Source organism: Mesorhizobium sp. M1A.F.Ca.IN.020.06.1.1, from assembly GCF_004023265.1.
Lineage (GTDB): Bacteria > Pseudomonadota > Alphaproteobacteria > Rhizobiales > Rhizobiaceae > Mesorhizobium.
On sequence record NZ_RZSR01000609.1, the window covers coordinates 1 to 3,699 of the forward strand.

The 3,699-nt window shown below is 63.6% G+C and carries 5 protein-coding genes; 1 reads left to right on the forward strand and 4 read right to left on the reverse strand.

What is annotated here, in order from left to right; genetic code table 11:
- The coding region (locus EOA60_RS23350) for a sulfate transporter family protein (protein WP_128311965.1) at positions 1-575 on the forward strand (575 nt) is incomplete at its 5' end.
- A 70-nt stretch (positions 576-645) separates the two neighbouring features.
- On the opposite strand, the gene EOA60_RS23355 is transcribed toward EOA60_RS23350, so the two are convergent.
- The 4 genes from EOA60_RS23355 to dut all read right to left on the reverse strand — a co-directional run bounded on the left by EOA60_RS23355 (position 646) and on the right by dut (position 3,678).
- Positions 646-1,458: an oxaloacetate decarboxylase gene (locus EOA60_RS23355; protein ID WP_095824300.1), complete on the reverse strand. Its 813-nt coding sequence runs from the start codon at positions 1,456-1,458 to the stop codon at positions 646-648.
- Positions 1,459-1,532: 74 nt separating this feature from the next.
- Positions 1,533-2,390, reverse strand: a complete 858-nt coding sequence (locus EOA60_RS23360) for a hypothetical protein (protein ID WP_095824299.1) — start codon at positions 2,388-2,390, stop codon at positions 1,533-1,535.
- A gap of 172 nt (positions 2,391-2,562) precedes the next feature.
- The gene (locus EOA60_RS23365) at positions 2,563-3,222 is read right to left on the reverse strand and encodes an HAD family phosphatase (protein ID WP_095824298.1); all 660 of its coding nucleotides are present in this window, start codon (positions 3,220-3,222) and stop codon (positions 2,563-2,565) included.
- The gene (gene dut, locus EOA60_RS23370; protein WP_128311967.1) at positions 3,223-3,678 is read right to left on the reverse strand and encodes a dUTP diphosphatase; all 456 of its coding nucleotides are present in this window, start codon (positions 3,676-3,678) and stop codon (positions 3,223-3,225) included.
- Positions 3,679-3,699: the final 21 nt, after the last annotated feature.

Below are 3,699 nucleotides of genomic sequence, written 5' to 3' on the forward strand. Positions count from 1 at the left end.
GGCCGTGGCTGCAGGCATTTGTGGCCGGCCTGCCGTCCTGGGCAGGATGGCTGAGCGGCATCATCGCCGGCATCCTGTTGACAATGGGCATGGCGCTGCTCGTGGCACCCGTGACGGCGATCGTCGCAGGGTTGTTCCTCGACGATATCGCCGAGGTGGTCGAGCGCACCGACTATCCCGGCGATCTGCCCGGCCGCGCCGTGCCGGTGCTGCAGTCGCTGGCGCTGGCGATAAAATTCTTTGGCGTCGTGATCCTCGGCAACATCGTCGCCCTACTGCTGCTCCTCGTGCCGGGCATCAACCTCGCCGCCTTCTTCATCGTCAACGGCTATCTGCTGGGTCGCGAATTCTTCGAGTTCGCCGCCATGCGCTTCCGCCCCGAGGCTGAAGCCAAGGCGCTGCGCCGGAAGTATGCGGGCACGGTATTCCTGGCCGGACTGCTGATCGCGGTCTTCCTTGCCGTGCCGCTGCTCAACCTTTTGACCCCGCTCTTTGCCGCCGCCATGATGGTGCGTCTGCACAAGGCGGTTTCGGCGCGGGACCCGGTCCAGCCCAATTCCAGGAAAAGCGCGTAGCGGTTTTCCGTCCGGAAATGCGCAACAAGGGGATAGAGCGGTTCGGTGTTTCCGTGAAACGCTGAACGCTCTAATCCTGCTCGGTACCGCCCCCGCGGAACAGCGCCTGCAGCTTGCCGAACGGCATCGCCGAACGGGTGAAGCCGAAGGTGCCGTCCTGCTGGATTTCCCGCGCAGCGGTTTCCAGCATGCCAAAGGCGAAATTCGTCAGCCATGGCCCGAGCGAGACGCGTTTGGCCCCGGCCGCGGCAAGGTCGGCCACGGTGAAGCCGGGCCGCGCCATGACATTGACCGGCTTGCTGACCGCGGAGCAGACCGTCCGCACGGTGTCGATGTCGCTCAGGCCCGGCGCGTAGAGCACGTCGGCGCCGGCTTTCTCGAAAGCCTGCAGACGCTTGATCGTGTCGTCGAGATCGGTCTTGCCCCAAAGGAAATTCTCGGCCCGCGCGGTGAAGAGGAAATCGTGCTTCAAGGCGCGCGCCGCCTCGGCGGCCGCGGCGACGCGTTCGACTGCATGCGAGAACTCGTAGATTGGATACTCTAGATCGCCCGTATGGTCCTCGATCGAGCAGCCGGCAAGGCCCGCGGCTTCCGCCGCGAAGATGGTTTCTGCGGCCTGCTCGGCGCTGTCGCCCTTGCCGCGCTCGAGATCAGCCGAAACCGGCAGGTCGGTTGCCGCCGTCACTTCGCGGCAATGGTGGATCATGGCCTCGAACGTCACGGCGCCGTCGGGCAGGCCGCGCGAGAAGGCGAAGCCGGCGCTGGTCGTGGCCAGCGCCTTGAAGCCGAAGGAAGCCAAAAGCTTAGTGGTGCCGACATCCCAGGGATTGGGCATGACGAAGGTCGAGGCGTGCAGATCGCGAAAAATCTTGCCCTTGTCCATGGCGGGTCCTCAATCATGGGTCGTGCCGGGAATTTATCGCGGTCGCCCCGCTCGGGCAAACGAATGCGCTCGGCTCAGAAGCGTTTCTCGTTCTCTGCTGACAACCGTTTGAGGGCGTCTGAACCCGCCACGTAGCGCGACGTTTTCTTATCCCAATGATAGATGGCTGAAATGTCCTTCGAGGACGCCTCGGGCGCCTCATCGTCGCAGCTTTCGCCGCTTGGTATCGTGGCGTCGGTCACCGTCACCTTGACGGCTTCATGCGGCCGGCCGTCGGCAACGGCCTTAAAAGCGATGTCCTGCTTGCGGCTGTAGGTGCATAGCCTTTCATCGAACGTGTAGATCATGTCGATCAGTTCGAACTTGTCGTTGCGCACCATGATCAACGGCGTGATCACATAGCCCTGGCTCGAATTGAAATGCGTGCTCATGGTGATGAGGATATCGTCACCGGCGCCGACCGACAGTTTGTTCGGTTCGCGAAAATAGGTGCTGCGATCGACGGCGACATTGACCGCGTCGAGCAGCGCCGGCTTGCCGCCGGTCAGATCGTAGAGCGCCAGCATCGCATAGCCCTCGGCGCTGTCGGGAGAGTCGCCGAGATCGAACAACATGGTCAGCCGGTCCTTGCCGCCGGCCTTGATGGCCAGCACCGCAGCATTGGGCAGGCTTGATGTCTCAGGCGGCGAGCCACCGCTGTCCGGACCGGCGACATGGCGCATTTCGATCGGCAAGCCGCCGTGGTAGAAGCCATCGGCGTTCAACGCCAGATCGGGGATGACCATCCTGGCCAGATCGAGATAGGTGACGTCCTTGTGGCCCGGGATGGCGCTGGCAAAGTCCGGAAAGCTGACATTTTCCGCGCTCGCCGGGCCCCAAAACCATAACAGAAGCACAAGAGCGAGGGCGAGGCGAAGCAGGGTGAATTTCATGGGGTGGGAGCCGCCGGCTGTTTGACGGCTGCACGCTAGCACGGAAGATTTCGCCGCACAGCCCGGAGCAATTCCAGGAAGAATGTGAACCAGTTTTCCGTCCGGAATTGCGTAAACTAAATCATAGAGCGGGTCGGCAATTCGACGAAAGCGGAACCGCTCCAGTGTCCGATCAAAGGATCGGCACCAGTCCTGCGAGGTCCCGCATGTCGTCGAACAGGATCCCGCCGGCGCCCGCCAGCCCGTCGCGGTCCGAGAATGGATCGGCGTGATAGGAAAACACGCGCATGCCGGCGGCAATGCCGGCCTGGGTGCCGGCGACGCTGTCCTCGATGACGATGCAGTCGACCGGCGCGAAGCCCATCGTCTTTGCCGCATGCAGGAAGAGGTCCGGGAACGGCTTGCCGCGCCCGACCATGGTCGAGGAAAACATGGCGTGCTCGAACAGCGGCAACAAGCCGGTCTGCCCGAGCGTGATATGCATCTTCGAAACCCGCGCCGACGAGGCGACGCAATAGGCAATACCGGCGGCGCGCACCTTTTCGATGAAATCGCGCACGTGAGGGATCGCCTCGACGCCATGCGCGAATAGATCCGGCAGGCCGGCGTTCCAGCGTTCGACGAAGTCGGCGCCGAGCCGGGCCTCGGTCGCCTCTTCGATCTCTTTCTGCACCGAGGCCATGCTGCGGCCCGAGAAGATCTTGCGGCAATATTCGAATGTGGTTTGAAAGCCCGCTTCACAAAGCCAGTCGGCGAGGCGCCGATTGGCAAGGTTCTCGGTGTCGACCAGAACCCCGTCGCAATCGAAGATGACCAGTTTTGGGACGTGCATTTATGCGGTGCCGGTCGATCCGAAACCGCCGGCGCCGCGCGCCGTGCCGCCGGCGAGCGCCCGTTCTTCGCTGGCCACCTGCGTGACTGCCGCAAACACGATCTGCGCGATCCGCATGCCGCGCGTCACCGCGAAGTCCTCATCGCCAAGATTGACGAGCAGCACTTTCACCTCGCCGCGGTAATCGCTGTCGATGGTGCCGGGCGTGTTGAGCACGGTCAGCCCATGTTTGAAGGCGAGGCCGGAGCGCGGCCGCACCTGGCCTTCCATGCCTTCCGGGATTTCCACGATCAGCCCGGTCGGCACCAGCGCGCGTTTTCCGGGCAGGATAAGCAGCGGCCGGTCTTCCGGCACCGCGGCTCGCAGGTCCATCCCGGCCGCGCCCGCGCTTTCATAGGTCGGCAGCGGCAAGCCATCGCCATGCGGAAGCCTGACGAAACCGACGGTGGGGCCGATGACGGAGGAAGGATAGACAGC